Raw genomic sequence first — 26043 nt, forward strand, 5'->3', positions numbered from 1 at the left:
CTGAGGGATCCCCAGAAAATCAGCACCATACTTCGGTAGGTGCTGATTAGCTGGCGTAATATCTTTTCAGGAGCAACCTGTTTGAGGATTTTCGGGCAATGTCGTAAGACATTTTCTGCCAGTGTCAGGAAGTATAAAACCCCCCGCTTCCTGATACTGTTTGCCTGATAATGTAGATGAAGCCCTTTATTTTCAACAATGATAACCCAGCAACCAGAGCATGATACCGGAAAGTGTGACCAGCAAACTTAATACCTGAAGTCTCTCCCTGCTCTGACTCCTGCTGGCCCGAAGGCCAAAGCCGTACCGCTCACTTTTTTCATCCCGAAAATTCTGTTCAATCTGCATTCTTCTGCTGTACAGCCTTATGATTTTACAGGCCTTAAATTCATCCGTGCTGCTGAATATCAGCCAGGGCACCCTCGCCGATGCTTTTTGTTCCTTTTCCGTTTTGGGTGAGCCAGGCTTTCCTCTGGCCGTTTGCTTTTTCGGGGGAATTACCTACCATTGTCTTTGCCTTTGTTCACTGTATATGTGTTTACAATGAACAAGAACAGATAACATTGTAGTCGTGGGATGCGCATCCACGACTACGAATGACTATTAGCAATAACAGCCTCTAGCGTAGCAAGTACAACCAGAACCTGTGCAGCAACCCATTGTTGCTGTCTGCTGTGGATCTTTATAAATAGCAAACACAGTAACATTTTTCCCACGAACATGGACCCTTACTGCAGATATTTCATCTGCAGGACCTATGATTGGCATGGCCCCATACTCAAATAGGTTAATATGAAGCTTATTATCCTCGATCTTAGTCTCGAAATCAGCCTTTCTTATGCCACCATTTTTATCGTTATTACATGCGCAGTTTCCTTGCTCATCTTCCAAATGAATATAAATAGGTGGAGATGGTTCATTACTTTTTTCTACAGCGGTCTCGATACTCATATGAGTCTCCTGTATCACTTGTATGTTTAACTAATCTTTCACTAAATTGTCATAGTGCCAGATATGTGAGTTGTATTGCTTTATACTGCAGTGACCGCCTTTAAGCATATAGCATAATTCAAAATATTGAAAAAGGAGCCATCGGCTCCTTTTTGTCTTCTCTCTTCTAAGGTTACGACTGCAGTCAGCTCTTACCGGCGTTAACCACGACACCTTGACGAGCAGAATCTGTATCTGAATCCCGATCTGACGCTGAATGCGCTGGCGAGAAAAACCGGGGTACCCGCGCGGCAGATTTCAAAAGCGGTCAACCTAGTGCGCGGCTGCAATGTCTCACAGTGGATCAACGGCTTGCGCATCGACTATGCGCAGCAGCTTCTACGGGATACGACCCTGCCGGTAACGGAAGTGATGCTGGAAGCAGGTTTTGCCACCAAATCGAATTTTCATCGCGAGTTTCTTCGTATCAGCGGTATAACCCCGACGGATTACCGCCGGACAGCGGTTGAAAGTCGAGGGTCTGATGGAGGAAGGCGCTGATATCTCTGACGAGATGACGGTGAATTTCATCCCTGGACTGACCCCACAACAGTAGACATTTCCTGTCCTCACGACGAGGCCTGTTCAAAGGCCTCCGGACTGACGCCGCCGAGGTGGCTGTGACGCCGGGTCCGGTTGTAGAACACTTCAATGTAATCGAAGATATCCGCCCGGGCCAGATCCCTGGTTTTATATATGCGTTTTCTGATCCGTTCTTTTTTCAGCGAACTGAAGAACGATTCGGCCACCGCATTATCCCAGCAGTTGCCACGCCTGCTCATGCTCGGCGCCAGGTTATTGGCCCGGCAGAAGCGCTGCCAGTCGTCACTACCGTACTGGCTGCCCTGATCGCTATGTACGATAACCTCGCCGTCCGGTTTTCGACGCCACACGGCCATCATCAGCGCGTCGAGCGCCAGTTCGCGTGAGAGAGTGGGTTTCATCGACCAACCGACCACATTACGGGCGAAGAGATCGATAACCACCGCCAGATACAGCCAGCCCTGCCAGGTGCGGATATAAGTAATATCGGTGACCCAGACCTGATTGGCCCGGACAACGGTAAACTGCCGCTGCACACGATTAGGCGCAACCACTGAAGGTCGGCCAGCGATACGACGCGGAGCTTTATAGCCGCGCACGGCTTTAATCCGGTTCAGTTGCATAATGCGGCCCACCCGGTTTTTACCGCAGATTTCCCCGATTTCGTTCAGGTCGCCATGAACCCGGCGGTAACCGTATACGCCTCCGCTCAGTGAATAGGAGTCACGGATAAGCGTCAGCAGACGCTGGTTATCTTTATCCCGCGCGGAGACCGGGTTATGCAGCCACGCATAAAACCCGGCCCGGGCAACGCACAACACCCGACACATCGTCATGACACCCCATACAGAGCGGTGCTCATTGATAAAGCGGTACTTCAGTCGGGCTCCCTTGCAAAGTACCGCGCGGCCTTTTTCAGTATGTCCCGTTCTTCCTCAGTGCGCTTCAGTTGGGCCCTGAGCTTCAGGATCTCGCTTTTCGCTTCCAGTAAATCACGGGCATGCTGCTCGCTGTTATCGGGTTTAATAGCCCGTAACCACTTATAGAGACTGTGTGCTGAAACGCCCAGCCGGTCAGAAACTTCGGCGACGGAATAACCGCGTTCCGTTATCTGACGGACGGCTTCTTCCTTAAATTCAGGTGTAAATCGTGGTGTGCCCATACGCTCCTCCTATGCTCAAACTATAGGGCAGGATCGTCTACCGGGGCGGGGTCAGTCCAAACTATAGGGCAGGATCGTCTACCGGGGCGGGGTCAGTCCAGCTTATCAATTAATGGCATACATAAAATAAGTGAAAATGGCACACTACCAAAGAAGTCTCAGAGTCAGATTAACAAAGCGGTATTCTATACCACTGCTTTGTTAATTTTTCTTCTTGTTGCTTTTGCTCCGCTCTTACCTGAAAATGCTGACAAGAACTTCAAGCTTTCAGGTGGCTCTGGGGTGAAACTACTGTCGACCTGCCACTACGAGGCTCAGCGTCCGGCGGATGATGTGCATTTATCAGGGTGCAGTCAGGCCCCCACAGGCGGACATTAGTCTTGCTTGACGTCCCATTTTTCGCGAGTGTTGTTTTTAATTGATTAATTTCGCAGTCAGATGCATGACTGTTCCTATCAGTTTTTTTTAGTCTGAACTCTTTCGCCTAAACCTATTCCTGCAGCACCTTTTTTATGCTCACTTTTTAATTTATCCATTTCCTTTAGTAATTCCTCATTTTTATTTCTCCATTGTGATAATTCGGCAGAAAAACTATCACGCTCCATTTTGGATCTGTTCTCATTTTCTTCAAGTTCTTTTCTCTTTTCGTCTAAAATAACTTTGGTATCATCGAGCATTGTCCTTAAATTAACCGTTTCAGCCTGCAGTTTTCTTGTGTTCTTCTCTAAAATTTCATTGGCCGCTTCTGATTTTACAAGCTGTTTTTTTAAATTTTCAACTTCCTGCGTATATATACTTATTTGGTTATTAACATTGCTTAATTGTTCAGTTAATGCTGAGTTTTCTTCACTCAGTTTAGAGCTTATGTCCTTTGACTCTTGGATTTGAGCTTGAAGTGTCTGAACTTCAAGGGATTCACTGACGCTCTTTTTATGGTATGCAATGTCACGTTCAGCTCTCAGTGTTTCGGTTTCAATTTCATTTTGCAGTCTATTAACCTTTATTGAATGACTATCGCCGCGTAAATACTTATTAGGGTTTCTTTGAGCGTAAGCAATAATCATATTAATAATGGGCAGGAATAAACAAATGGAAAAAGATACAATAAAGGGGAGAGTCAGATACTTGTCAGTGGTTAGATAAAAAGCTGCTTTATCTATTCTCTCTTCAATCTTACTTTCACTAAAAAGTATCGTTAAAACAAATTTCCAATTAATAGTGAGCCACGAGAATATAAATGCTCCAATATAGTAATTTTTAACTCTTTCACTAGAGTTGGATTTTACTGAAGCATAAATTTCTTTAAAAAACTCTAACATTTCAGCCACCTTAATCTTAGCTGTTGTTATTTTATTGTTGTTGCATATAAAACTGCCTCTGAAGATTAAGAGGCTTTCTCTAGTTACTCTTCGGTAAAGATTTTTTCAATAGATTTTGTCGGGTAAAATAGCAGATTACTATTCTCACCAACGAGCTGTATGAAATCTAATCTGGTATAGAAGCGTTTAGCTTTATCGTTCAGAGCTTCCACGAAGAGACCATATATTCCTACGGCCTTAGATGCATCCCAGACGACATTCATTGCGTGAGTTACTAGCAATTCACCCCATCCCTGACCTTGAATTGATTTGTCAATAGCCAAGCGTCCCAAAGTAATGCTTGGCGCATTCTGATAAGGGATTTTTCTTTGCTGTGTTTTTGACGGGAGCATTTTTCTCTCGAAACAGCTCCCGGATAATGTGTAATAGCCTAACAGCTTAGGCTTCTGTTCTTTGGTTACTAATACATAACCTTTTAAAATTTGCCCATCATGCTGCCGCTTGAGATGGTCTTTCAAAAATATATTTAATGTTTCCTCTCCACAATCGAATTCGCCTATGTCATAGTCAAATTCGTCGTTGATCATCTCTATCACCAGCTCTTGCATCACGTTTAAGCTACCTCATTTTTTGTAGACGCTTCGCTGCTCGCTTCAGCCGCTCATTCGGCGCAGCAGGGTTTGCGATCGCATCCATGACAAGGTTCCAAGACTCCTCGTTTAGAACCATTCTGCGATGTTGTTCAATCACTTCCGCTGCACGTTCTGAGGCACTGGCAACTACAAACTGTGTAATAGTCTGGTTTGACATTGCCGCGGCTTCTTCGATTAAGCTTTTGTCGTCATCAGTTAATCTTAGATCTATGCGCTGCTTTCTCAGTGCGGACATACATTTGTTCTCCAAGCTGTTCTCACAGGCTTCTGTAAAAACAGTTAATTACTACATTATGTTGGTCACTCGACCGGTATATACTTAGGTTAATCACCTATTCAAAACGTTCTAGATTGTGTACGGAATATTTCCGTACACACAATATAGCGGTTGTGGGTTGCATACTCAACATGTGCAACCAACTTTTTTCACTGTTTTCGAGAGAGAAGTTGCTTACAGCATAAGCACTAACTAGCAGCATGCAGGCCGGACCACGATCCTCACAGCCATCAATCTAGATAACAATCCAAGGGAACATCAGCAAGGGCTGCCCCCGAGACGGACATCTCAAGTTAGCTACTACATATGTTGTTATTGCAAGCTTAAAATGTCAACTGATTCAGACAGTTAGAATGTAAGTATCCCGGCAAAACGAGCCATTCACTTTTAGAGATCTTCCGACATACTGATTATGTCCCCTGAGGAGATCGCTATGCGCAAGATCCGATTCACTGAACACCAGATCATCGCCGTATTGAAGTCCGTCGAAGCTGGACGTACCGTCAAGGATGTTTGCCGTGAGGCCGCTATTCTGGCGGTTAAAGTCAGCGATGAAAGTGGCAAGCCATTCATTCGCGGCTTCAATGCCGGTAATACCTTCCAGACGCATTTCTTTGATCAGCCGATCCTGAAGTGTCTGATTCGCACGTTCCACGCGGCCTTTAGCTTCAGAGCTGTTAGCACAAATAAGCTCGATTGCCAGGTCATAGAGCACACGACCGAACTGGGTAACGGTGGTATTGCGGTTCTCCGGGCCACTGACGCGAAATATTGCGTGTTTATCACTGTACAGCGATACCGGCTTCCCATGCTGCTCAATGTATTCCCGGGTTGCCAGCATGTAGTCAAAGGCTGTTTCTGACTCGCTGAACCGCAAATGCATCAGGCGGCCGGTGGCATCATCGATAAATACAAGCAGGCAGCATTTTGGCGCACGACCTTCAAACTAGTCATGGTGAGATCAGCAGCCCCAAAAGTGACATAAGAATATTGGAGTTACAGCATTGGTGCGCTTAATGCGTTTTATGTTAAATATCAATCTCTTAAATAATTAACGGATGTGTTCATCGTGTCGTGACAGCAAAATCAAGGATGTCATCCACGAACGCTGCAAGGACTAAGGGGTTATGAACTGAACAGCACATGAAGTACAGACCCGCTGGATTGAGAGCCGGCGACCTGAAGATCGTACCGGTAATGAAGCTGAAAAATTTTCGGATGAGGGACGCGTTCGCCACCAGTCGCAGGATCAAGTGCCTGACCTGTGTGGACGACTTCACGAAGGAGTGCCTGACAATTACCATCGCATTCGGGATTTCAGGCGTTCAGGTCACGCGTATTCTGGACAGCATTGCACTGTTCGAGGCTATCCCGCGACGATAAGAACTGACCAGGGGCCGGAGTTTACCTGCCGCGCACTGGATAAATGGGCTTTTGAGCATGGGATTGAGCTGCGCTTAATCCCATGCTCAAAAGCCAACTCAGAACGGATTTATTGAGAGCTTTAACGGGCGATTTCGCGATGAATGTCTGAATGAGCACTGGTTCAGTGATATCGTTCACGCAAGGAAAGTCATTAATGACTGGCGGCAGGATTATAACGAAAGTCGTCCACATTCAGCACTGAATTATCAGACGCCATCAGAGTTTGCAGCTCGGTGGCGGAATGGAAAATGTGAAGGTAAACAAACAGACATTACTAACTGATCGTTGTATCTAATACTGAGGGCAGGTCAAAAAACCTGTTTAACTGCTTCAATTTTGAACACTTTCGAATGAGCGCTGATTGTCATAAAGTCGCAGTCGTACACAGCCCCCCCCCTTCAAACCAACGCTCATACAAAAATGGACCAGCCTTCTTCCTCGCCGCCACCGTTTTCATTATTTAAAATCCTACATCTCCGGACTATAACCTTTGTAGATAAACAATTTACGCTAGCTTTTAATCTAAAACTAACAGAATTAGTGATAACAAGGTGTGATCAAACTCAGGGTAATTCACTCTGTGGTGCCCGGTAACATTTGGTGGACACCTACTTTGTCGGATACATCAGATTATGACCAGGTAGCTCTGTAAGCATCCTGGTAAACCGGACCATTCACATTTAGAGATCTTCCGGCATACTGAATATATCCCTAGAGGAGATCGCCATGCGCAAAGCCCGATGCACCGAACACCAGATCATCGCCGTCCTGAAGTCTGTCGAAGCCGGACGTACCGTTAAGGATGTCTGCCGCGAAGCCGGTATTTCCGAAGCCAGCTATTACAACTGGAAAGCGAAGTTCGGCGGTATGGAAGCCTCTGATATCAAAAAGATGAAGGACCTTGAGGATGTAAACCGCAGGCTGAAACAGATGTTTGCGGACCTGAGCCTCGAATGCCGCGCCCTGAAAGACGTTATTGAAAAAAAGCTTTAAAACCAGCGATAAAGCGTGAGCTGGTCACCTATCTGACCGCACAGTTTGCCATGAGCTTACGTCAGGCATGCAGGACATTGTCGCTGAGCAGGACGGTATTTCGTTATCAGCCGGATACGCGACGGGATGAGCCGGTAATGATGGCGCTGACCGTGGCGGCTGAACGCTATCCGCGATACGGATTTAAAAAGCTTTTTCAGGTCCTTCGCAGGCAGGGCAAAAGCTGGAACCATAAGCGCGTTCACCTGATTTATTGCCTGCTGAAACTGAATTATCGCCGTAAGGGAAAACAGCGCCCGCCGGTGCGCAATCCGGCTCCGCTGGCAACAACAGAGGCGATGAACCAGAGCTGGTCCATCGATTTTATGCACGATGCGCTGGTTTGTGGCAGACGTTTCAGGACCTTCAACGTGGTGGATGATTATAACCGGGAAGCGCTGGTGATCGAAATTGACCTGAATATCCCGGTGCAGCGGGTTGTCAGGGTGCTGGACAGAATCGTGGCAAACCGCGTATATCCGCTGAAGATGCGGATGGATAACGGTCCGGAGCTGATCTCGCTGACGCTGGCACAATGGGCAGAAGAGCATGGTGTGATGCTGGAATTTATCAGGCCCGGCAAGCCAACACAGAATGCCTTTATCGAATGATTCAATCGGACGTACCGGACAGAAATACTGGATTTTTATCTGCTCAGAACACTGAACGAAGCACGTGAAATTACAGAGCGCTGGCTGGCTGAATATAACAGCGAGCGCCCCATGAATCCCTGAATAACCTGACGCCGGAAGAATACCGGCTGATGGCCGAAAAGCCGGTACTCTCAAAAAGTGCGTGGAACTAAAACGGGTCTGCTTACATGATCACATAATACTTGCCACCTTTTGCATCAACTTTCTTACTGAGATCATCTTTGGACATTGTAAAATTTATCAAAAACTTTATGTATAGCGAGACGAACTGAGCCAGAATCTGCAAGTATGAATATATATTAGTGGTTGTTCTCTATCGGAGCCGCATAATCCAAAGCAACCTATAGTATCTCAAGAAGGAGGACACCCGTCGCAGTTGAAACCCCTGGCGTTGACGCAGATCCGGTTAACGAAACCTTTAGGTTATTCGTCCCTGAACGGAGTTCAACGAGTCGGATCCAGTCACCGTTAACTGGAAGCGGAGTGCCATTGAAGCTGACAGATGCGTATACACCATTCCCAAACGACAACTGACCATTGTATGAGAGCGCACTCGACAGAGAGAGCCTATAGTTCACCGGAATACCTGACCCACAGATCACGGACAGAGGAACGGTTTTCTCAATCGAAACAGAAGCGGAAATGGACTCAAATGTCAGAGACAGGTCCTTTCCCCCGAAGGTACATACGGACGCGGTTTGCCCTGGCGGGACACCGTCAAAAACATACTGATAATAAAACGAACTGTTTATTCTACGGGTGCCTCCTCTAGTGGTTGGTGCATTACAGAATATTGTTATCGATTGTGAGGCTTCATATCGCGCTACCGAACTGGACAAAAAGTAGTTTGATCCACTACCGGAATAGTTAAATCTGATTCCGGAAGCAAAACGTTCTTCCAGCAATGATGCTAATATATTTTTGTTTTTTTCACTAAGTACCAGAGTACCAGTGTCAGGAACAGGATCGATACCTAGAGGACATGCACCAAGCGATTTACTCGAGTTAAACAAACCCACAACGTTGTTATAGCCATCCGGTGTGTACTTACCTGGCGGTAACAAACCGCGCAGTTGGTAATTACAAATCTCACTATTACACACTGCAGCTGCGGTATCTGGAGCAGGTTCAAATTGTGATATCCCTTTCCCCTCAAACCAATGTGGTGTACCAACGTACGAGAACACAACAGCCGAATGAGAGGTTGTGGGTACAATAAGAGCAGCACACAGAAGAAACCAGGAACGCAGGAAATACAACATGCACGGCAGAAACCTATTTTGTTTCATGTTTTTGCTCCTTTTTTGGTATTTAAATTTTTCATTTTTATTCTCATAAGTAAGGGATAAATAACTCATAAAAATATCAACCTTCCACCTACGGGGTCAAAGAGCATGTTCGCGCGATCCCAGATGTCTGCATAAAAAGCTCTCCATACCATTCCACACTGTAATGCATATATTAAGTCAGCGAACCTCTATTGACCGGATGCTTAATGCACGTAAACAATCATGCCAATAAGCGTTATTTTGAAAAGTGCGTACAATACCCACGAATATCGGTAAAAAACGCATACCGATTTTGATTGGAAGACTCAGCCGAACCCATGACTTTTCAAATGACGACCGTAGGTTGCCGGGGAGGTACGGCATAATCCAAAGACTCAACTATTCCAACACCAACCCATCACTTGCGACCGCATATCCATTGAATTGCGTTCTGTATCGTTCAGCTGCACAGGCATAAGCCAATAATTACCGTTGTTCACTTACTGCTATAAGTGCATTGAGTATGCCAGTGAAATCCCAGGTGACAGATATCCGCATTTGCGTGCGTATGGCGATGTTGATGAGTAAACCAACGGTATTAATGCTCCCACACCAGTCTTTCGATGATATGACTATGCCTGTATTCATTTATGCTCGCCCCATTCATTGACTGGCGCTGCGATACGATCACGCTATCGACTCCGGGCTATCCTTCGCTATTCATATTCCAACGTAAAGGTCGCCGTTGCGGTAAACGCACCACGCTGGATGGATTTATTCTGTAGTGCCAAAGGTTCTCCCTGCACAAACGCCTTCAGAGTAAGCGTGTTATTGTTACCTTGCCGCAGTTGCTGGATATACTTGCTGCTATTGATCGCCAGCAGTTCACCCGCGCCGTCCTCCAGCCCAATCGCTACGCCTTTGGCCGTACTGCTACTGCCCAGTGCTAAATACCCCGGCAACGCACCGCTGGCCGTACCGCTGAAAGTGACCTTGACCTCACGTCCGATCGCCAAATCACAGTTGATCAACCGGATCGTAAACGGCTCGCTGTGGGTACGGGTATTCAGATACAGGTACTTGTCAAGAAGCGTACTAAAATCCAGCTCTACTGCCTCATCACCTGGATAAATCTCACATGTGTCTTCGATCAGCGTGCCGTCAAAATTTACCGTATCGGCCACACAGGTTGACACCAGCCCTGCCAGCAGCAGCGACAGCGCACATCTGTAGCTTTGAATTGCTGTCATGACAGCCCTCTTGGTTTTACTGAAACGCAATGGTCAGCGTACCGGTGGCGGTAAAATCGTCGCCCACCAGTTCGGTGCTCGCCCGTTTTACCGGAACAGCAGACAGGATCGGTGGTGAACCAACATCGATCGCAAACGCCTTGTTCAACTCCAACGGCTGACTATTTTTCTGGATCTGAATTCCCAACTTGCCGCTGTTAAGCAGTGTTATCGTACTCAAGGTGGCATTGTCAAAGCCAGCCCCTGCCGGAGTACCGCCAAAGGTAAGCGTGACATCCCACGGATGGCTCATGTCACCCTGGCAGTCAATCTGATACGGGATTTCCTTTTTAAAAGTAATACCATCCACTTTGCGGACCCCGACCTTGCCAAACGTTACCCTGAGCGGGTCCTGCTGCCCCAACTGACACACAGGGGGAATAATCAGTGTACCGTCAATCTTCCAGTCAGCCTCCGCTAGCGGGCTGAAAATCACTCCGGCCAGTACGCACGCGCTCAACCTTTGCACACACCAACTGCGTAGGATGTTAATCATTGATAGTCAACCTTGAGTGTCACGAATGCACTGAAGTATCCACCATCCGTATCAAGATAACTGGCCGCTGTATTCTTAACAGGGGCCACCTCTAGCGTTGGTAGGGTGGTGTAATTTATGTCAAACGGCTGATTAATAGCCTGCCGGGTGTTGTTGACATAAAACACCACTCCCAACTTGTCATTACTGGTTTTTAATGCCCCATTGCTACTAAATGTGGTTGCATCGCCCTGCAAGGTCATTCTGAGGTCATTTTTCGCCAGATTGTTACACTTCAGACTTAATGGTAATAGGCGTTTGTAGTTATTACCGTCAATGCGAGTCAGCAAGATATCGCCAAAATGCACAACCTGCTGCTGGTTATTATTCAACGTACATTCCGGTGGCGAGTGAATGGTCAGCGTTAAATTAAGATTTGCCGTAGCGGCCTGACTCTGCGGCAGGCTCATCACCTGCGCGGTCATCAACAGGCACATTACACCGACTTGGTGTATAAAGTTCAGTGGTAATCGCATGGCAGCTCCTAGTCGTAACTCAGATGAAACTGGATCTGAGCCCAATAAGCACCTGCATCCAACCCGGCTGAGGTTCGCACTGGGGTTATGTAATAAGTCAACTCGTTTTGACCTGATGAAACCAGCGTTGGTGCTCTATACACCCCCGGAGTAATGGGGACATTACGGTGATCGCTTATCAACAATCCGAGCCCTTTGGCACCAGAAACCGCTATCAGTAGAGGATTTTCAGCGGTAGCCGGGGCCACAAAACGGAGCCTCATAGCTGGCATATTTGGGCTCCACAACTGATTGCCCAATTGCTCATGATTACGGCTCTCACTAATAAAACAATCCTCCAGCCGCAACTGCACTGCAATTGGCATGCCCTGTTTGCCAACCTGCTGCAACTTCCCCGTATCCACATTACCCAGATCCACAGTCTGTAAGGCCGAGGACATATCCAGACGGCATGCGCTTACAGTTAACGCCCCCTGCACCTGTAACACTCCGTGCGCACCGCCTACATACCAGCTTTCTACTTTGTCGAGTTCGGTTGCCTGTGCCAACGGGGAGAGTAGAATCAGTACCACCGCAGCTTGCCAATAGCTAAAATTACCGTTCATGTTCATCCCTGTGTCGCACAAGAGGTTTAATTATCTTTGTAGCGCCATCACTTCTTTGCAGTCACAACCTGGCACTGATTGGCTTGGCAGTTGAAAGACAGGGTTGGACGACCGCCGTAGTCATTGATATAGGTCAGCACCGGGCTGTTCCCCAATGCGCTGGCGCTCACACGCAGTGGCTGGCTACTTTTCGGCGCAATCATAATCGGTTCAAAACCGGCTACCGTTTTGCCGTCTTTCTTCGGCATGGCATCCACTAGAATGACGTTATACGGCGTCGGGTTGTTGACTTTATACTGATCCCCTTCTTTGATTAAGGTCAGATTCTCTTGCCACGGGTTAGCCATTTGCTCCCGGGTTGGCACAATCGCGTCTGGCCTATAGAACAGCTTGATACGGGTTTGCAGCGCAATTTGTAAGGTATTCGGCTTATCACTTTTTGGCGGTATCTCTCTCAGATTGAAATAGAATACCGACTCTCTATCCTTTGGCAGGTTAGCCACATCCGGAAGCACCTGGATTTTTACCTGACTTCTAGCCCCTGGTTCAATACGCTGTACGGGCGGTAATACGGTAAAAGGGGAGGTGATCTTTTCCCCTTTGTCATTTTCAATCCATCCCTGCGCCAAGTAAGGCAGTTGCTTGTTTTCGTTGCTAATATTCAGACTGATGGATTTTTCATTACCAGAAATAATGGCACGAGTACGGTCAAGCGCGATCGCGGCCTGTGCTGAGCTGAGACAGGTCATACCCAAGACGCTGGAAACCAGCATCATAGAAACCCTGTTATAAAATCCCTGGTTCTTAGGTATATTGGATTTAATGTTTTTCATTACGTTAATATCTCTTCACTATAAAACACCTGCTAATAAGCTGGTATTATTCCATGATTTCCATATAGCCCTAACTGCAGGCTTTATCATTAATTTGACTACTTGCAAGGTAATAACAGGTTCGCAATCAAGCCTTGTTTGTCTGATAATGAGGCTGGCAATATAATTTCACACTGGGTTTTGTTTTCCCAAGTGACTGACAACGTTTCACCTGGATTTAACCCAGACAAGTATGCATTGCCGTTATCATTCACAATCCCTACCTGCTGTTTACGTTGGTTAAAAATCGTGGCACCAAACGGCGGATAGCTGTTATCTGCCAAACGAATGATCGCCATCGCTTTGCTCCCAGCTACGACATCAAAGGCCCTGTATCCGATCGCACCTTCTGTCAACGTCCCTTGCTTCACTGACTGTGCGACTTCGGCATTTTCCGGCAGTGCATTCAAATCCACGCTGACTACGCTGCGGAAGTAACTGTTGGTGTCCGTAAGCACCGCTTGCCCCCGGCTATTGGTGCGTACAATAGCGCCATTTCCGCGCAGCGGTATATCAGCTACACCATCTGTGTCAACAAAAATCCGCGTGCCGCCCATCTGGTTTCCACGGTGGATAGCAACACCTTGCCCAGTGGCGGTGATGCCTCCTTGCATGGAGAAGCCGGCTGAAGCGTAACGATCCTGTTGATAGGTTGCGTTGGCGTTAACCTGCGCCAGGTCCCCTTGACGGCTATAAAATCCGCTCACCAGGCCGCCGGAACGTCCCCAGCCACTGCTCACCTGATAGTTACTGCGTTCATCTATACGATCATAGTAGCCAACACGCTGGCTATTGCCACTTTTGTCCCAGTCACCGCTGGCACTCAGCATGCCTGTATTCCCCCACGGCAGTGACAGCGACACATACATCCCATCATCATTGCCACCATTGAAGTGGTTACGGTACGCCGTCAGATTCATGCTGAGGTTTTTAACCTTTCCAATGTCAAAGTTACGTGCCAACGAAAGGCTGTAACGATCATTATCCGGCTGATTCCAGTACGTTTGGTGATAGTAGTTCACATACGCACTGAGACCGAGATCGGCAAACTGTTGGTTATAGGAAAGAGTGTACATCTCTTTCATATTCGATTGCCGTATGCCGGTCGTCCTCGCAGCCAGGTACTCGGACATACTCATAAAGCCCTCTTGCGAGAAACGATAACCGGCGAACGATATCTGGCTATTATATGTATCAAAGCGTTTGGAATAGCTCAGGCGATACGAGTTGCCGTTGTAGTTTTTTCCGCTTTCGTTTACCCCACCCACATCCGGCAAATGCGCCACGGAGCGCGTTACGTCAAACGACATCGCCCCAAACATCAGTAAATCGCGCCCGACACCCAGTGCCGTAGCGATGTAATGTTGTTCTGCAGTCCCACCACCATACAGTGACCAGCCGTTGCTGACGCCCCAGGAGAACTCGCCGCTGACAAACATGTCGCCATTAACATGGTGACGCCAATCGCTTGGACGGCCGGTTGCCAACTTGTAACGCACCATACCAGGGCGAGTAAGGTAAGGAACGCTGGCCGTACTGACGCTAAAGGTCTGGGTGGAACCATCCTGTTCTTTGACCTCAACATCTAGGTCTCCAGCCAATGAGTCGCTGAGATCCTGAATACGGAAAGGGCCTGCTGCCACCTGGGTCTGGTAAATCACGCGGCCTTGTTGACTTATAATAACCGTGGCGTTACTTCTGGCCACGCCAGTCACCTCAGGTGAATAACCTCGTAAGTTTGGCGGTAACATATTAGTGTCGCTGGCCAGGCTCATCCCGGTGAAGCGGAAGCTGTCAAAGATATCGGAAGCCAGATAGTCTTCCCCCACCGTCAACTTGCTGTTCAACGACTTAATCGCGCGATAGGCATAAAAACGTGACCAGTCAAATTCGTTGATTGCCACCTCCCCTGCGCGTTTGTCCTGCCGCATTTGCCAGTCGCTCCGCAAACGCCATGCGGATAAGTTAGCCCCCGCAACCCCGTTTCCCCCAGCGGTATAACTGGTACCGGAATCGTTTCCTTTTTGCTGGCTGACCTGCGCGTTAATGTTGTAGTCCAACACCACCCCGGAAATGCCTTCTTCCCAGCGGGTCGGTGGATCCCAGTTTTCTGCGCTGTATTCCAGATACGCCTGCGGAATATTGATATACACCGCAGACTCGGCCATATCCGCCTTGAGGTCTGTGCCAGGCAGGCTTTCTAGCACCAGACACTGGTCCTGATGCCACCAACTGAGCGAAGATTGCTGCGCTTTTTTCAGCCCCAGTTGATTGACCAGTTCCGGGCTCAAACAGGCCAGACTATTTTTCGGGTTTGCAGGGTCAGCATAGAAAAACATCGTCTGCTCGGGCAGCGTCTGTTTATTCACATAGATTGTAAAACTGTACTCTCCCGGCATCAGATAGCCCGGACGCGAAAACTGGCTCAGATCGATATTCGCTTTGTCATTGACATCAAGGATATCGGTATTAAACTCCAGATCTGCCGCTTGGGTATTGCCAATAAGAGAAAGACCAATCAGTACTCTCAATACGCTAAAGCGGATAATCGAGTGTATACGGATATGAATGTCCATTTTTCTTGTTTTTCTCGTTGTATCCACACAGGAGTAACCCTTCATCCCGGGGAAAAAGGCAAACCAACTCATCAATTCAGAGTTATTCATAATCCAGTTTAAAAGCGATCTGACTGTTATATTGCAGAACCGACGAAGGAAGCTGATTAGGAAGCAAACGAAGCCGATAAATTGAATCGCGAGTTCCTAGCATTAACTTCTTCGGTAAAATGGCATTACTGGGGATAGCTAACTCGTTATTCTGATTCCTCACTTCCAACCCAACACCTTTGACCTGCCCACTCACATTAAAGAATCCTCTACTCATTCGGACCATCAAAAGCAAGACGAAAATGGTGCCAATCTGGACGGTGGTCATTTTGCTTTAAAATACGCAGTTAACCATGCAGATAGTAAAAGGGTGTGTGGTACTTTTCCCGTCAGGTAATAGTAGGATGATAGACAGACACTCATATCAATCGCTTGATCACGGCTCACAACATCAATTGCACAAGCTTTTAAATAATGCTTCTTTGCCATTTTTAAGATCCCTTCGGCAAAGACTGCAACGGGCAGAGATATTTACGCCAGCACTATTACAAAAACCAGCGACATTGATTAGCGAACCATCTTAATCGCTCAAATCCATTTAAAAACCAGGCAGGGGCATAACCCCCGCCAGGTTATACATCGGATTACAAATAAGACAGGGTAAAGTCCGCTACAGAACTGAACTCACCGACAGTGATAGTGTCCAGCGCACCACCATTGCCCACCAGGTAAGCAGAGAATCTCAGGGTGTTACTACCGTTCTGGATATTTTGGAATGCAGATGCCTTACCTAACGTAATCACTTCGCCGCTGCCGTTAGTAATCTGTACACCTGCCCCGGCACCAGTACCTACGATGCCCAGTGTTTTTTTGTTAGTGTCAAAAGAAGCCGCTGCACCGCTGAAAGTCAATTGCACACCGCTAGTTACGCTCGAAATATCGCAATTCTCCAGTGCAATATCAAAAGTACGAGGGGTGGATTTACCGCCATCAACCAGCGCAACGTTGGAGATTTGACCCAGATCGACGGTCTGATCGATGGATTGAGGAGAGATAGAGCAAGGCGCGTCAATGATAGAGCCTTTAAAGGTCACTTTCCCGTGCCCTGCGTCTGCGGCAAAAGCAGAACCCGACATTAAAGTTGAGCCAACTAAAAATACAATCGCTTTCAATTTCATGAAATCCGTTCCTGTAAGTTAATTACAATAAATAAGATGTTAAGTGTGCAGTTAAACACTCACACCACACATACAATTGCTACCCAAGAGTGATACTATTGCTTGGGTTTCGCACCATAATAACGACGAAAAAAAATACTTAAATCAGACGATTCTTTTTGTTTCATCCATCTATCTTAAAACCAATGAACACTGGGGTTTTTATTCAACCTAATAGAGTTAAAAAAATTCTCACGATCAATTTTATCAATTTGCTCGTTTTTAGACGGCGAGTTAACGATTACCACACAATCATATTCTGTCCTATCAATAACAAAGCACAATTTCAGCCAGAAACAGAGGTGCTGTACTCTATATAGTTGTTCCAAACAGGAGAGCTTTAAGAGGGAACTCACTCTGATTTGAGCTATCTAATCAATAGCTGAATTGGACTGCCCCCTCGCCGGTAGACAAATTCAGTCCTCACGACGAGGCCTGTTCGAAGGCCTCCGGACTGACGCCGCCGAGGTGACTGTGGCGCCGGGCCCTGTTGTAGAACACTTCAATGTAATCGAAGATATCCGCCCGGGCCAGATCCCGGGTTTTGTATATTCTCTTCCTGATGCGTTCTTTTTTCAGTGAACTGAAGAACGATTCGGCCACCGCATTATCCCAGCAGTTGCCACGCCGGCTCATGCTCGGTGCCAGGTTATTGGCCCGGCAGAAGCGCTGCCAGTCGTCACTGCCGTACTGACTACCTTGATCGCTATGTACGATGACCTCGCCGTCTGGTTTTCGGCGCCAGACCGCCATCATCAGCGCGTCGAGTGCCAGTTCGCGTGAGAGAGTGGGCTTCATCGACCAGCCGACCACGTTACGGGCGAAGAGATCGATAACCACCGCCAGATACAGCCAGCCCTGCCAGGTGCGGAGTAGAGTAAGAGGCAGGACGTAGTCGGACTATTTCCCTGCCTCTCCTGTCCGAACCGGACGTGCGCCTTTCAGTGCATCCGGCTCTCCATTTAAACACTGGCGAACGCCATTGCCACTTCAGTGTAGCGCGATGTATAGGTGTTTCTGGCTTCGGTCCTCAGGTAAGGATTACCTTCAGGCTGACGCCAGCGGAACAGCTTCTTGCCTTGCCCTACCAGCCGGTACAGGATTTCACCGTTGAGCTTACCGTGGTTGGTTTTACCAAATAAAACCCACGTTTTACTCTGACCCGGTTTCGGTGGTTTACACCACCACCTCATCAGGTATGCGATACCTTTACGGTATTTTCGGGCCAGCCAGTGAGCCAGCTTCCAGAACACCACACGGTCGATATAACTGAACACGCTGGCCTTAAAATCAACGAACTGATAGAACGCAGCCCAGCCTTTCAATTTTCGGTTGAGCACCTCAACCATATCGATTTTGCTTTCACTGTAATTGCCTGATAACAGTGCCGTTAGTGACGCGGCGAAGTTTCTGGCTTTCTCCTTCGGGATCGTCGATACCACCCGCATATCGCTGTAACGACTGCGTTTACGGATGATCCGGTGACCCAAAAAGATGAAGCCGTCATCAACATGGGTGATTTTAGTCTTATCCATGTTCAGCCTGAGTTTCAGACTGCCTTCGAGCACGCTTCGGCATTCTTCTCTGAGGGTTTCCGCCTGCGCTTTAGTGCCTTTGACGATAAGCACGAAGTCATCGGCATACCGACAGTACGCTACCGCGGGTTTCCATTGCCAGTTTTCTCTGGCCGCAGTACTTCGGCCACGCTGGATACTGTGATTCCAGTACCAGCGATCCTTTCGGGCTTTTCCACTCAGGTAGCGTTTATGCAGATACTGATCAAACTCATTCAGCATGATGTTCGATAGCAACGGCGAGATCACCCCGCCCTGTGGTACGCCTTCACTGGCCGCCCGAAAGAGACCGACATCAACATGCCCGGCCTTGATAGTTTTCCACAACAGGCTCATAAAGCGGGCGTCACTGACCCTGCGGCGGACGGCTTTCATCAGCAGTCGGTGATGTACGGTGTCGAAGTAGCTGGACAGGTCACCTTCAATAACCCAGCGCCCCCGTGTTTCACCGCAGTCGGTGAGCTGTAACTTTACCGTGCGGATCGCGTGATGGACACTGCGTTCAGGCCGGAAGCCATACGAGAGCGTATGAAAATCACTCTCCCAGATGGGCTCCATTGCCATCAGCATGGCCCGCTGAACAATACGATCCCGCAACGTGGGGATGCCCAGAGGCCGCAGTTTGCCGTTGCTTTTAGGGATATAAACCCGTCTGGCTGGCAGGGGCTGGTAGTGACCCGAGAGAAGTTCTTCTCTGAGTCTTTGCAACTCAGCAGACAGTCCGGCCTGTAGCTTTGCTTTGTTCACTCCATCAATGCCGGGAGTATGTGCTCCCTTTGATGAAAGTGTGATCCGAGCAGCTTCAGTCAGCCAGTCTGGTTGCGTTATCAGACGCAGCAGCCGTTCAATCCGTCGGGACGGATCAGTTGCTGCCCATGCGGCAAGCTTGCGTTGCATTTCGCTGATTATCAAAGGTCTTCACCTCACTGGGTCAGTTAATCCACTTCGCAAACACATTTAAACTGCTCCCCTTCGCCATGTAATGGGCTTTCCCCATCGCGGACTACTACGGAAGCTCCGCCAGTCAGCACGTCATCGGAGCCATGCCCCCTTAACATCCGACACTGACCTTCCCCGGTTCACCTGTCTGGACTCAGACATACTGAGGAGGCTGCCCGTCGCACTCTTTGTCCTTGCTTGCCGCAAGTTGGCAGAAGTCAGCAGCGCGAGCGTGTTAGGCGCTGCTGTCCCGGTGTTCGGCTTACATGTCAAAACACTTTTGACCGACACGGCATATCTATCAGTGTCAGTTCCTTCTGCACGGCCTGTCAGATCACATAGGCCGTGGTGACATTTTCAACCCACAGAGGCGGATTAACGGGTTCATGTTCTTCAGCCTTTCAGTACTCAACCTTGAGGATCTTCTCGGCTTAGTGATCTCGCCTCAATCCCCGTTGTCAGCGGGTTACATCACCCTGCGGGCATGCCGCAGGTCACTGCCGCTCAGGTTCTCCGCCGTCACACCAGGCGGGATTGTAGGGTTACTCGTCATGAGTTACCGGTTCAATATTCCAGACAGACTCGTGGTTCATTTGAGCCTCCATGCTCGCCCTGAACTCCGGGCACACTATAAGTTATATCAGTGACCCAGACCTGATTGGCCCGGACAACGGTGAACTGCCGCTGCACGCGATTAGGGGCAACCACTGAAGGTCGGCCAGCGATACGACGCGGCGCTTTATAGCCGCGTACGGCTTTAATCCGGTTCAGTTGCATAATACGACCCACCCGGTTTTTGCCACAGGTTTCACCGATTTCGTTCAGATCGCCATGAACCCGCCGGTAACCGTATACGCCTCCGCTCAGGGAATATGAGTCGCGGATAAGCGTCAGCAGGCGCTGGTTATCTTTATCCCGCGCAGAAACCGGATTATGCAGCCACGCATAAAACCCGGCCCGGGCAACGCACAAAACCCGACACATCGTCATGACACCCCATACAGTGCGGTGTTCATTGATAAAGCGGTACTTCAGTCGGGCTCCCTTGCAAAGTACCGCGCGGCCTTTTTCAGGATATCCCGTTCTTCTTCGGTGCGTTTTAGCTGCGCTCGTAGTTTCAGGATCTCGCTTTTGGTTTCCAGTAAATCCCGGGCATGCTGCTCGCTGTTATCAGGTTTAATAGCCCGTAACCACTTATAGAGACTGTGTGCGGAAACGCCCAGACGGTCAGATACTTCGGCAACGGAATAACCGCGTTCCGTTATCTGACGGACGGCTTCTTCCTTAAATTCAGGTGTAAATCGTGGTGTGCCCATACGCTCCTCCTTGTATCTCAAAAGTGGATTACTATGATCTGGCTTAGATTTGGCAAGGCCTGTGTAGTCCGATTCCTCCCGGGGTTATTAAAGCCCGCAGCATAGCGATTGACGCACAGGCTGAGCCGTTCATCTGAAGCCCGAACAGTTGTCCGAACTTCAAATCGTATTTGCAAGGAGGGGTATAGATGAGCGTGTCAAATCAACGTTGTGCAGGCATAGATGTTTCAAAAGGTACTCTGGATATTGCAATCAGCAATATTGCCAGCCAGTTCACTGTACCAAATGGAACTGACGGTTTTACTCAAGTTCTCAGAGAGTTAAAGCGAAATGAAACAAGGTTGATCCTCATGGAGGCGACAGGGGGTCTGGAGTCATGTGTGGCTTGTTATCTTCAATCAGAAGGGTTTGACGTTGTCGTCATTAATCCCCGCCAGGCTCGAGATTTTGCTCGTGCAATGGGCTATCTGGCGAAGACTGATCGTATAGATGCCAGAGTATTGCTTCAGATGTCGGAAGTTATTAACCAGCACCCAGAACGGGAAAGATACATTCGTCCCTTACCTGATGCCCACAGGCAGATTCTGGCTGCGATGGTGGTCAGACGCAGACAGCTCACGATCATGCTTACAGCCGAACGAAACCGATTACATCCCTCGCATCCTCTGAGCCATGCAAGCATCAGATCAATTATTTCGGCCCTGAAGGGCGAGTTGGCGCGTATTGAAGGTGAAATGGCGATTCACATCAAGGAGCATTTCAGTGAATTATCCGAGCTTCTGAACGCAGTTAAAGGAGTTGGCTCTGCGACAGTCGCCGTACTACTGGCAGAAGTCCCAGAACTTGGCTCACTGTCACGACGAGAAATTAGTGCCCTTATTGGGGTTGCTCCAGTAAACAGGGATTCCGGTACGATGCGCGGTCGCCGAACTGTATTCGGAGGGCGAGCTTCAGTCCGTACAGCTCTCTATATGTCAGCCCTGGTTGGGACGAGGCACAACCCTGTAATTAAAGAGTTCTATACACGCCTGGTTGCCGCAGGAAAACCTAAAAAAGTTGCACTGACGGCCTGCATCAGAAAATTGCTGACCATCCTGAATGCAATGCTGAAAAAGAATGAAGCATGGGATCCGATGTATTACCAGCATGCTTCGTAGCCGCGCTCGAAAGACAGTTGCTATGCTCAAACTATAGGGCAGGATCGTCTACCGGGGCGGGGTCAGTCCAAAGGTCATATTGTATGCGAAAGAAAAAAACAACGCAGTGGAAAAAATGACTTTGACTACAACTAATATCTAATTAGTTCAATAAAGGTTAAAAATGGTGTATTGCTGTATCAGAAAGAAATTCTTTAGAGTTAAAACTTCAAAAAAAATCAGATTAACCAAGGATTTATTGTTTTGTATGGTAGTGCTTATGCACTACCATTGAACATTTAAATGTGATGATATATCACGAAGATAAACCTTCAGGTCAAGGAGTAGCTTTTCAAGGAGTTCATCATCACTTTTCTTTTTATGCATAATAGAAAGAATCTCATTATCTACACGTTGTTGCAATTCTTTTATGCCTCCACCATAATTAATCACGGCGTTTTCTAATAAAGCCAACCTCTTATAGTTGCTAAAAATGCTATCATGGTCACCATAACTATGTTTTGCGTTGAAATCTGAAGATGCTTTTTCTAATAACTTAATGATTAACATAATTTACTCCTTTTTATTATTACATTAAGAAATGAAAAGAATGCAGTTTACTATAAAAATTTAATTTTCACGCAGTATTGTACATTGTACCCTTCAACTAATATGATTGGGGCAAGCACTATGAAAAACATACTTAAAAAATTATAAAGTTAGTTCCATAATTTATTACTGGCGCATCTAAAAATTGTTTTGCTTTGATATATACAGTTCATTAAAATTCCTTGCCCCATGTCGCTTAACAGCTTTTATTTTATAGCCGCTAATTGTTTTTATAGATAGATTAAGTATTTCTGCTATCTCATTTTGACTATGGCCATTTAAGAGCATGTTCAATACTTGTTGCTCTCTGCACGAAAATTTAAGTAAATCACCCCATATATCACCAAAAACATCATCTGCTAATGCTTTTGGCTTTTGAGATAAAATGTACTCAACTTGTCTTTGAAGTTCATCATATGTAATTATCTTCTCTACTACTAGATCAGAAAAATGTTTGACCACAGTCGAGCAATTTTCTCTTTTTGAAAATAAGGTTATGGTATAGACATTTTTTTTACTCTGACGTAATTCGTAAATAGTCATTATTACTAAGTGTGTATTCGCAGAATCACCATCGACGAAACAAATCGAGATGTCACTGTGGTGTTCCATAGAACTCATTTTAATACTTAAAGAGTCAGCTATTGATTTGAAAGTAATCTTGCTGAATGAGCAAGGATAGTATGAATCTAATATAATCATAAAATTACATCCTTGTAAAAAATTCAAACGCGAATAACTTTTGCGTATGTAAATCACTGACAAAAAAGTTCATATTCAAATTAGGTTTCTAAAAAATGTATTTATAGGGAATAACTCTTTTGTATAATGTTTTGAAGGTTAATTTTGTAACTCGCTATCAGTATATTCACACCAAAAAATTGTCGTCAATCAATTTTTATTGAAAAAAAAAGGAAGAAATATTTTAGAAAAAAAGAGTCAAAAAAAAATCCTTTTCTTGTAATACGTTATGGACGAAAACATTAAGAAAACAAAAAAAATAGGACTTGCGGATGAAATAAAAAGAAAAGTCTCATGTTAAATCAATGTATAACGCAATATGATAAAGAGTTACTTAAAGTATGGGCATCTTATTTACGCCCATGTATAAGCACTAAGAGCATCGCGATTGATTTAGTAGTTCTATTGAATAAGGCTCTCAGTCAGATTTTCATAGGTACACCATTCATTATAAAGAGCCAGATTCATTTTTGGGTGTCCGCCTGATTTTAGTTTTACTTTTTGAACGTATTCTTCATTTTCAAAAAATCGCGGACAAACAGAATTTTAACTTAAAATAACATTATAAATTAACACATTTATCTATAAATAGACAAAAATGAAATATAAAATGTTTTTCAGGTGATTTTTGGGTAACTTATTGTTCAGATTGACGAGACATAGTTTGCCGGGCTTTGCTCTTGTTTATATACGTTTTGAAACTGGCAATTAATAATCACGTAGTACCAGATAAATAAAAGATTACATCAGTAATATGTAATCTATTGTTTCAATTAATTAACAATTAAATGTGTATTTATACGTCTGGTACTTCACTAACAAAAAGTGTGAAACAGTTAGGAAGTCGTCGATGTTCTTTTATAAAACCAATTACCAATGCACCCTGAGCGAAATCACTTTTTCGACGGTTGTTGATTTTTTAAATTCAGAACCGGAGGGAAAAAAACATAAAGGGCATGAGTACATGTTCTTTATAGATGTTGAATCGTGTGATATAATTGGCACCATAAAAATGATCCATAACTTTAGCAGGAAAGGTAATTCCATATGCGTGATCGCTTTTATTTCAGAGGGTAAGACATGCCCTCCAGAGATTAAACAAGTATCAGATATTGTTGTAGATAAAAAAATAAAATATGATGTGCTGGCAGGTTTGCTTAAGATGTTAATATCTGCGAAGCCAAAAGGAAAATGTGCTACTAAAATTAACAATGTTTATTCTAAACTCATAAAGTCATCTGAGAAAGAAGAAATGGTATTAAAATTACTGGTTGATGGTCACTCGCATTCAGAAATAGCTGATATGCTTCATATATCCATCAAAACGGTCAGCGGCTATAAAATGAAAGCAATAAAGCGTTATGGTGCAAAAAACTTCAATCAGTTATATATGCAGAATGCCAGGGGTTATTAAATAAAATAAACTATTTTATTTAATATATTAGGTTTACATTTCACATAACTCACAATTCATCTTTATAGAGTTTATTATCTATTAATCGGGGTACAGATCATAACTGGAGAGAAGTTATTCCACAATAGATAGCTATCGCCCAACTGGGTTATTCTTAACTTCCTTTCTTTTACAGAAAAGTCGAAAACAGACTGACTAAATAATATATCTGGAGCGTTATCTCCAGCACTCTTGTTAATCTGTGTACTATTGAAGGAGATGTAACCATCTCCTTCATATCTGTAATCAAAATTTATGCTGCGTAGTAAATCATACTTTATACCATTCCTATCTTTGATGGTAGCAGATAAGTTAATTCTCCCATTATTAATTCCATTGATATGGAAACCCATCACGCCTATAGTCAAAAATCCATTATCCACAGTGAAGAAGGCTTCACAGTTTATATTTTTACTTTTCGCTGTTATGAAAAAACGATTCATCGCAAAATTAAAAAATAAACATATTGCGAGAATAACTATCGAAATTAATCTGATAAAATCCCCTATCCTTTTATTTATTGAAAACATAAACTGCCTTACAGAATGAAAAATTAGACAAATTTTTATCGTCGTTTAAACACCGTGTAATGAAAACTCGACCTGACTCATGGTAAACATAATGTACGCTTGGGTGAAAGATATACAACCCACTATTTACACATGGAGCGTGAGCATCTGCAATTACTTTTGCAAGTTTTACTTTAGCTACAGCTGTATCCGGAGAGGTGTAGTTGAGTGAGTAAACGGAGCATTTTCCTACATTTCCAATTTTGAATAATATTGACTTTGGGAAGTTATAGTCAAAAACACCTAAATAAGTAAAGACTGGTTGTAAGACTAATAATATAGATATAAAAAGACTTAAATACAAAAAAGGAGAGTTAATTTTATATGTATTACCAGAGGCCTTTTCAAGGTTTTGATTTGTATTGCCTATAGTGTCATTCTTTATATTTGAACCATGTTCAAAAGATATCAGTTCTCCTGATATGTAAAACCCTGTGCGAGGGATGGTTTTAATAATTTCTTGATCACAGCCAAGTTCATTCAATGAACTACGGATCAGTGATATATACTGATTAACAGAGTTATTTGATGGTTCCAAACCGTATGTAGTCCATATATTATCTAGTAATTCTTCACGGCTTACTATTTTATCTGTATGTTCTAGTAAATAAGAAAAGAGTCGATTTGGAATTGTGGTGAAGGACACTCTTCTATCAGGGAACTGATTATTCCACATTAATCCATCCTCTCGCCTGAACGAAATCATGTTTACAATTGTAAAAATCATGTTCCCCTCCGGTTGGCTAAGTCATGAATTCATATGGATATATCAGAGAGCACTATT

21 protein-coding genes and 8 pseudogenes are annotated in these 26043 nt (G+C 45.7%); 6 read left to right on the forward strand and 23 right to left on the reverse strand.

What is annotated here, in order from left to right; all coding sequences use genetic code 11:
• Positions 1–14: 14 nt before the first annotated feature.
• A pseudogene (locus tag KCG39_RS27375) lies at positions 15–489 on the reverse strand (transposase); the annotation flags it as partial.
• 114 nt (positions 490–603) lie between these two features.
• Complete coding sequence (locus KCG39_RS27380; RefSeq protein WP_142884384.1) at positions 604–951, reverse strand: hypothetical protein; 348 nt, start codon at positions 949–951, stop codon at positions 604–606.
• A gap of 213 nt (positions 952–1164) precedes the next feature.
• On the opposite strand from KCG39_RS27380, the pseudogene KCG39_RS27385 reads away from it, so the two are divergent.
• Positions 1165–1491 (forward strand): annotated as a pseudogene (locus KCG39_RS27385) (helix-turn-helix domain-containing protein); the annotation flags it as partial.
• Positions 1492–1559: 68 nt separating this feature from the next.
• On the opposite strand, the gene KCG39_RS27390 reads toward KCG39_RS27385, so the two are convergent.
• The 4 genes from KCG39_RS27390 to KCG39_RS27405 all read right to left on the reverse strand — a co-directional run bounded on the left by KCG39_RS27390 (position 1560) and on the right by KCG39_RS27405 (position 4902).
• A protein-coding gene (locus KCG39_RS27390; RefSeq protein ID WP_208431119.1) for an IS3 family transposase occupies positions 1560–2695 on the reverse strand; the annotation gives its coding sequence in 2 pieces (ribosomal slippage) (positions 1560–2449 and positions 2449–2695; 1137 coding nt in all).
• Positions 2696–3150: 455 nt separating this feature from the next.
• On the reverse strand, positions 3151–4014 hold the full coding sequence (locus tag KCG39_RS27395) for a hypothetical protein (protein WP_211811656.1): 864 nt from the start codon (positions 4012–4014) through the stop codon (positions 3151–3153).
• A gap of 83 nt (positions 4015–4097) precedes the next feature.
• Positions 4098–4625, reverse strand: coding sequence for a GNAT family N-acetyltransferase (locus tag KCG39_RS27400; RefSeq protein WP_211811657.1), 528 nt, complete (start codon positions 4623–4625; stop codon positions 4098–4100).
• Between the two features lie 7 nt (positions 4626–4632).
• A complete protein-coding gene (locus KCG39_RS27405) occupies positions 4633–4902 on the reverse strand; it encodes a type II toxin-antitoxin system TacA family antitoxin (protein ID WP_048264996.1) in 270 nt (89 codons plus the stop codon).
• Between the two features lie 475 nt (positions 4903–5377).
• On the opposite strand from KCG39_RS27405, the pseudogene KCG39_RS27860 reads away from it, so the two are divergent.
• Positions 5378–5476 (forward strand): annotated as a pseudogene (locus tag KCG39_RS27860) (transposase); the annotation flags it as partial.
• On the opposite strand, the pseudogene KCG39_RS27410 reads toward KCG39_RS27860, so the two are convergent.
• Positions 5471–5905, reverse strand: a pseudogene (locus KCG39_RS27410) (transposase family protein); the annotation flags it as partial. The pseudogenes KCG39_RS27860 and KCG39_RS27410 sit on opposite strands and share 6 nt — an antisense overlap.
• A 263-nt stretch (positions 5906–6168) precedes the next feature.
• Between KCG39_RS27410 and KCG39_RS27415 the strand changes: the two are divergent.
• Together KCG39_RS27415 and KCG39_RS27420 are read left to right on the forward strand one after the other, a co-directional pair.
• A pseudogene (locus KCG39_RS27415) lies at positions 6169–6651 on the forward strand (integrase core domain-containing protein); the annotation flags it as partial.
• 444 nt (positions 6652–7095) lie between these two features.
• Positions 7096–8206: pseudogene (locus KCG39_RS27420) on the forward strand (IS3 family transposase).
• Positions 8207–8395: 189 nt separating this feature from the next.
• Here KCG39_RS27420 and KCG39_RS27425 read toward each other — a convergent pair.
• The 12 genes and pseudogenes from KCG39_RS27425 to KCG39_RS27480 form a co-directional block, all read right to left on the reverse strand.
• On the reverse strand, positions 8396–9412 hold the full coding sequence (locus tag KCG39_RS27425; protein WP_211811658.1) for a hypothetical protein: 1017 nt from the start codon (positions 9410–9412) through the stop codon (positions 8396–8398).
• 626 nt (positions 9413–10038) lie between these two features.
• Positions 10039–10572 carry a fimbrial protein gene (locus KCG39_RS27430; RefSeq protein ID WP_211811659.1) on the reverse strand — a complete coding sequence of 178 codons (534 nt, stop codon included), beginning with the start codon at positions 10570–10572 and terminating at the stop codon, positions 10039–10041.
• A gap of 16 nt (positions 10573–10588) precedes the next feature.
• Positions 10589–11107 (reverse strand): fimbrial protein, encoded by a 519-nt coding sequence (locus tag KCG39_RS27435; protein WP_211811660.1) that lies wholly within the window; start codon positions 11105–11107, stop codon positions 10589–10591.
• Positions 11104–11622: a fimbrial protein gene (locus KCG39_RS27440; RefSeq protein ID WP_228299446.1), complete on the reverse strand. Its 519-nt coding sequence runs from the start codon at positions 11620–11622 to the stop codon at positions 11104–11106. Before KCG39_RS27440 ends, KCG39_RS27435 begins: the two co-directional genes overlap by 4 nt.
• An 8-nt stretch (positions 11623–11630) precedes the next feature.
• Complete coding sequence (locus KCG39_RS27445) at positions 11631–12227, reverse strand: fimbrial protein (RefSeq protein WP_228299447.1); 597 nt, start codon at positions 12225–12227, stop codon at positions 11631–11633.
• Positions 12228–12274: 47 nt separating this feature from the next.
• Complete coding sequence (locus KCG39_RS27450; protein WP_211811666.1) at positions 12275–13003, reverse strand: fimbria/pilus periplasmic chaperone; 729 nt, start codon at positions 13001–13003, stop codon at positions 12275–12277.
• Positions 13004–13158: 155 nt separating this feature from the next.
• Entirely contained in the window at positions 13159–15675 is a 2517-nt protein-coding gene (locus tag KCG39_RS27455) for an outer membrane usher protein (RefSeq protein ID WP_211811667.1), read from the reverse strand.
• 354 nt (positions 15676–16029) lie between these two features.
• Positions 16030–16194 carry a hypothetical protein gene (locus KCG39_RS27460; protein WP_211811662.1) on the reverse strand — a complete coding sequence of 55 codons (165 nt, stop codon included), beginning with the start codon at positions 16192–16194 and terminating at the stop codon, positions 16030–16032.
• 155 nt (positions 16195–16349) lie between these two features.
• Complete coding sequence (locus tag KCG39_RS27465) at positions 16350–16883, reverse strand: fimbrial protein (protein ID WP_211811663.1); 534 nt, start codon at positions 16881–16883, stop codon at positions 16350–16352.
• Between the two features lie 462 nt (positions 16884–17345).
• Positions 17346–17801, reverse strand: a pseudogene (locus KCG39_RS27470) (IS3 family transposase); the annotation flags it as partial.
• An 83-nt stretch (positions 17802–17884) separates the two neighbouring features.
• Positions 17885–19393: a group II intron reverse transcriptase/maturase gene (gene ltrA, locus KCG39_RS27475; protein WP_211811668.1), complete on the reverse strand. Its 1509-nt coding sequence runs from the start codon at positions 19391–19393 to the stop codon at positions 17885–17887.
• A gap of 672 nt (positions 19394–20065) precedes the next feature.
• A pseudogene (locus tag KCG39_RS27480) lies at positions 20066–20751 on the reverse strand (IS3 family transposase); the annotation flags it as partial.
• A 188-nt stretch (positions 20752–20939) separates the two neighbouring features.
• Here KCG39_RS27480 and KCG39_RS27485 point away from each other — a divergent pair.
• A complete protein-coding gene (locus tag KCG39_RS27485; protein ID WP_211811630.1) occupies positions 20940–21908 on the forward strand; it encodes an IS110 family RNA-guided transposase in 969 nt (322 codons plus the stop codon).
• A 264-nt stretch (positions 21909–22172) separates the two neighbouring features.
• On the opposite strand, the gene KCG39_RS27490 is transcribed toward KCG39_RS27485, so the two are convergent.
• Together KCG39_RS27490 and KCG39_RS27495 are read right to left on the reverse strand one after the other, a co-directional pair.
• Entirely contained in the window at positions 22173–22457 is a 285-nt protein-coding gene (locus KCG39_RS27490) for a hypothetical protein (RefSeq protein WP_211811631.1), read from the reverse strand.
• A 177-nt stretch (positions 22458–22634) separates the two neighbouring features.
• On the reverse strand, positions 22635–23198 hold the full coding sequence (locus tag KCG39_RS27495; protein WP_211811632.1) for a helix-turn-helix domain-containing protein: 564 nt from the start codon (positions 23196–23198) through the stop codon (positions 22635–22637).
• A gap of 889 nt (positions 23199–24087) precedes the next feature.
• Here KCG39_RS27495 and KCG39_RS27500 point away from each other — a divergent pair.
• Positions 24088–24651: a response regulator transcription factor gene (locus KCG39_RS27500; protein ID WP_211811633.1), complete on the forward strand. Its 564-nt coding sequence runs from the start codon at positions 24088–24090 to the stop codon at positions 24649–24651.
• 74 nt (positions 24652–24725) lie between these two features.
• Here the strand turns inward: KCG39_RS27500 and KCG39_RS27505 are convergent, their stop codons facing one another.
• Positions 24726–25220 carry a hypothetical protein gene (locus tag KCG39_RS27505; protein WP_211811634.1) on the reverse strand — a complete coding sequence of 165 codons (495 nt, stop codon included), beginning with the start codon at positions 25218–25220 and terminating at the stop codon, positions 24726–24728.
• Positions 25204–25986 (reverse strand): winged helix-turn-helix domain-containing protein, encoded by a 783-nt coding sequence (locus tag KCG39_RS27510; protein ID WP_211811635.1) that lies wholly within the window; start codon positions 25984–25986, stop codon positions 25204–25206. The genes KCG39_RS27505 and KCG39_RS27510 overlap by 17 nt, the downstream gene beginning before the upstream one ends.
• Between the last annotated feature and the right edge of the window lie 57 nt (positions 25987–26043).

This window comes from Klebsiella pasteurii, assembly GCF_018139045.1.
Classification (GTDB): domain Bacteria; phylum Pseudomonadota; class Gammaproteobacteria; order Enterobacterales; family Enterobacteriaceae; genus Klebsiella; species Klebsiella grimontii.

Coding starts and splice junctions, on each gene's coding strand:
- KCG39_RS27505 (WP_211811634.1), bottom strand. CDS start 25,220: ATGTTTTCAATAAATAAAAGGATAGGGGATTTTATCAGATTAATTTCG.
- KCG39_RS27465 (WP_211811663.1), bottom strand. CDS start 16,883: ATGAAATTGAAAGCGATTGTATTTTTAGTTGGCTCAACTTTAATGTCG.
- KCG39_RS27500 (WP_211811633.1), top strand. CDS start 24,088: ATGTTCTTTTATAAAACCAATTACCAATGCACCCTGAGCGAAATCACT.
- KCG39_RS27490 (WP_211811631.1), bottom strand. CDS start 22,457: ATGTTAATCATTAAGTTATTAGAAAAAGCATCTTCAGATTTCAACGCA.
- KCG39_RS27380 (WP_142884384.1), bottom strand. CDS start 951: ATGAGTATCGAGACCGCTGTAGAAAAAAGTAATGAACCATCTCCACCT.
- KCG39_RS27495 (WP_211811632.1), bottom strand. CDS start 23,198: ATGATTATATTAGATTCATACTATCCTTGCTCATTCAGCAAGATTACT.
- KCG39_RS27440 (WP_228299446.1), bottom strand. CDS start 11,622: ATGCGATTACCACTGAACTTTATACACCAAGTCGGTGTAATGTGCCTG.
- KCG39_RS27455 (WP_211811667.1), bottom strand. CDS start 15,675: ATGGACATTCATATCCGTATACACTCGATTATCCGCTTTAGCGTATTG.
- ltrA (WP_211811668.1), bottom strand. CDS start 19,393: ATGCAACGCAAGCTTGCCGCATGGGCAGCAACTGATCCGTCCCGACGG.
- KCG39_RS27510 (WP_211811635.1), bottom strand. CDS start 25,986: ATGATTTTTACAATTGTAAACATGATTTCGTTCAGGCGAGAGGATGGA.
- KCG39_RS27405 (WP_048264996.1), bottom strand. CDS start 4,902: ATGTCCGCACTGAGAAAGCAGCGCATAGATCTAAGATTAACTGATGAC.
- KCG39_RS27395 (WP_211811656.1), bottom strand. CDS start 4,014: ATGTTAGAGTTTTTTAAAGAAATTTATGCTTCAGTAAAATCCAACTCT.
- KCG39_RS27445 (WP_228299447.1), bottom strand. CDS start 12,227: ATGAACGGTAATTTTAGCTATTGGCAAGCTGCGGTGGTACTGATTCTA.
- KCG39_RS27425 (WP_211811658.1), bottom strand. CDS start 9,412: ATGAGTTATTTATCCCTTACTTATGAGAATAAAAATGAAAAATTTAAA.
- KCG39_RS27485 (WP_211811630.1), top strand. CDS start 20,940: ATGAGCGTGTCAAATCAACGTTGTGCAGGCATAGATGTTTCAAAAGGT.
- KCG39_RS27430 (WP_211811659.1), bottom strand. CDS start 10,572: ATGACAGCAATTCAAAGCTACAGATGTGCGCTGTCGCTGCTGCTGGCA.
- KCG39_RS27460 (WP_211811662.1), bottom strand. CDS start 16,194: ATGGCAAAGAAGCATTATTTAAAAGCTTGTGCAATTGATGTTGTGAGC.
- KCG39_RS27435 (WP_211811660.1), bottom strand. CDS start 11,107: ATGATTAACATCCTACGCAGTTGGTGTGTGCAAAGGTTGAGCGCGTGC.
- KCG39_RS27450 (WP_211811666.1), bottom strand. CDS start 13,003: ATGATGCTGGTTTCCAGCGTCTTGGGTATGACCTGTCTCAGCTCAGCA.